This window comes from Streptomyces lasiicapitis, assembly GCF_014646335.1.
GTDB lineage: Bacteria > Actinomycetota > Actinomycetes > Streptomycetales > Streptomycetaceae > Streptomyces > Streptomyces lasiicapitis.
In genome coordinates this window covers 1-2,841 of record NZ_BMNG01000038.1, presented here as the reverse complement: position 1 = coordinate 2,841, position 2,841 = coordinate 1, and the positions used below count along the sequence as shown (strand labels likewise).

At 65.0% G+C, this 2,841-nt stretch carries 3 protein-coding genes and 1 pseudogene; 2 read left to right on the top strand and 2 right to left on the bottom strand.

Going from position 1 to position 2,841, the window contains the following annotated elements; translation table 11 throughout:
- A pseudogene (locus IEY91_RS41395) lies at positions 1–229 on the top strand (transcriptional regulator); the annotation flags it as partial.
- A gap of 18 nt (positions 230–247) precedes the next feature.
- Positions 248–820: a transcriptional regulator gene (locus IEY91_RS41390; RefSeq protein WP_189177902.1), complete on the top strand. Its 573-nt coding sequence runs from the start codon at positions 248–250 to the stop codon at positions 818–820.
- Positions 821–907: 87 nt separating this feature from the next.
- Here IEY91_RS41390 and IEY91_RS41385 read toward each other — a convergent pair whose 3' ends face one another.
- Positions 908–1,369 carry a MarR family transcriptional regulator gene (locus tag IEY91_RS41385; RefSeq protein ID WP_189177901.1) on the bottom strand — a complete coding sequence of 154 codons (462 nt, stop codon included), beginning with the start codon at positions 1,367–1,369 and terminating at the stop codon, positions 908–910.
- Positions 1,366–2,076, bottom strand: a complete 711-nt coding sequence (locus IEY91_RS41380; protein WP_229697753.1) for a hypothetical protein — start codon at positions 2,074–2,076, stop codon at positions 1,366–1,368. The genes IEY91_RS41385 and IEY91_RS41380 overlap by 4 nt, the downstream gene beginning before the upstream one ends.
- Positions 2,077–2,841 lie beyond the last annotated feature (765 nt).

Sequence of the window (2,841 nt, the reverse complement as noted above, 5' to 3'; positions counted from 1 at the left end):
CCGCCCCGACTGGATGCACCTCATCCGCTCCCAGGCCTTCTCCAACCTCTGGATGAAGGCGTACAAGGCGTACGACGAGGGCCTCACCGTCGTCCGCGCGATGGGCACCGACGAACTGCACGTCATCGGCGACTGGCGGGCCGTTTTCCCGGAGGGGCGCGGGGTTACCGAGGTGAAGGTCAAGGACCACTACACCGTCGGCCCCGACGACGACACCGACCAGGACTGAGCGAGGAAGGAGAGCGAAGTGCCCGAGCGCAACATCGACTTCGGCAAGTACGGAGCCCGCGGCATCAAGGGCCACGAGGCCGTCGCCCGCCAGCTCGACGACCTCGCCGGCGGCATCGCCACCCCCGTCACCGCCAAGCGCGGCCTGATGGCCCGCCTGCACTACCTCACCAAATCCGACCACGCCCGCACAGCCGCCCGGGCCGCCGGACTCACCGTCACCGACCGCACCCTCAAGGCCTGGCTCGACGGCAAACGCGGGCCCTCAAAGAAGTCCCTCGAGCAGGTCGACGCGGCCTATCGCGCGGTGCGCCGCAAGAACGTCGCCCGCTACCTCCTCGGCCGCCTCAACGCCCGCGGCCGCGGAACTCGCGTCGAGCTGCACCCCCTCAACCAGTCCCAAGTGCCGCGCCCGCACCAGCGCGTCCTGCAGTTCCGCACGCTCAACATCCGCCACTGGGATCGCATCGTCGACGCCTGGGCCGCTGACGACGACAGCGCGCTCGACGAGGCCTGGGTCGACGAGATCGCCGACCTCGGCTCGGACTGGGGCCAGTTCGAGTACGTATCCAACGTCGGCTTCGCCGCCTGACCCCAGAACCTCAACAAAGTCCCGGCACCGTGCGTGCCGGGACTCCTTACCAACCCCGCCGGACCTCTGAGTCTCCGCAGGCGAAACTCAGCTCACGGCGTGCAGCGCACCCCGCCGCTTGGCAGCCGCGGCCTTCTTCGCAGCCCGCTTACGCCGCTGCTCGGCGAGCTGGTCCTCATACTCGTCCACGGCCTGGTGGTAGCGGTCGACGAAGTGCGGATCATCCAGCCGCTCGTCGGAGGACATCGCCTTCACCGCGGCCACGGCATCCTCAGGCGAGTTGTAGCCGGCCAGCATCGCGTTGATCTGGTAGATGCCGTTCCGCACCTTCTTGACCAGCTTCGCCAGCTCCAGGCTGCGCAACGCGGCGTTCGCACTGGGGCGGCTGAGGTTCAACAGCTCACCGATGGTGGCCTGATCAATCGCAATGCGGCCGCCGGCCTCACTGAGCGCCCGCAGCTTGAGCAAGGCACGGTATGCCGCAGGCGGCAGATCCAGGTCCGCCAGCAGGCCGTCGGCATTGACCGCGGCGAATCGCAAGGTACTCACCGTGCGTCCCCTTCCTCCAGGCGCTGCTCCCGCGCGAGACGGCGAGCAGCACGCTCACGAGCCCGCTGCTCGCGCACTTCCTCGATCGCCTGCCGCATGTGCTCCAGCGAGGGGAAGCGTACGAGGTCCGGCAGAGCCTTGTCCTTCCGGATCTCCGAAATCCGGTCGTACTGCTCCACCCTCACGTACTCCCCGGCAGTCCCACACGTCTCCGTGCCCGGGATGAACTCAGCGACCCGATACGAGTACGGCGGATTGAATTGATAGACACCCCGACGGACCTTGAAGGCAATTCCATGCCCCATGATCTCCTGCAGCGCCTCGTTCACCTTTCCACGGTGCACATCCAGGACAGTGGCCATCTCTTCCTGCGTCAAATGAATCCGCCCACCCGCCTTCTGACAGGCAATCATCAGCAGGATGAGCCGCAGCGGCAGCGCCTCACGGAAGTACTGGGCAATCAGGAAGAGAAACTCGAGACTGTCCATAGAGAACGCATTGGGCCGATCCGGAGCTCCGTAGAACTCCAGTGCCTTGCGCTCCTCACCCAGCGTCAGCTTCCGCCCTGGGTACCGCCGCGCGACCTCATCCAGGTTCCGTACGGGGGCAACCGGCTGCCCCCACGCCTGCAGGGCGGCGTCCGCAGGCGGCTTCGGACGCGTCGCACGCTTCGGGACTGAACGGCGGCGCTGCGGCTCGGCTGACACGCTGCTCTCCACACTTTGATGATCACTGGGCGGTAGCAGTATGTCAGTGCCGCCGACAAAAATGTCGGCGGCACTGACGTTCCGGCGTGTTGTGTCCCTTCGGAGGGGACACAACCTCGCTGCCCGTACCGTCAGACGGTCCCCGCCGGCGGCCGCCGCCTCAACTGCCCCTGAGTCCCCGGCCGTTTCACGAAACGTCAGGGAGGCTGACGTTTCGTCACCTCAAGTGTCGGTCTCGCTGACATTCTCCAGGCGGTGTGACTCCCCAGGAGATACACATCGATCACCTTCTGCACCTCCTGAGGTGACACATCTACCCTCCCTTTAGCTCTCTGACCTGCATAAACGCATCTCCGTACCCTCTTAGTGGCTGAGGCCTCCTCCCTCACTCTTCTCCGCACCCCTCAATCACCCCTCTCTCGCCCAATCCACCGTCGAGCGCTCAGCACCCTCTGCCCACCTGCTTCAGCTCTCACGACCTCGGCCTCGGCACAACCTGAAGCCCTCTCGAGCGGCCATCTCTGGGGTTGTAAACCCGAACTCCCTTATGAGACAGTCGACTTCCTAAGTCAATGTGGTAGCAATCCCACAGGAACTCCAGGCAACCCCAGTGAAGTCAAATAGAGTTGAGCCAAGCTATTTCTTTCTGACGCAGCGTCAACTTCACTACTAAGGCGCCGACTCGGTTCTGTCGAGGGCCCCCGGAGGAATTCGCGGAGCGAATTCCGTCAGGCCGAATTGCGGAGCAATTCGAGCCCCGCACAA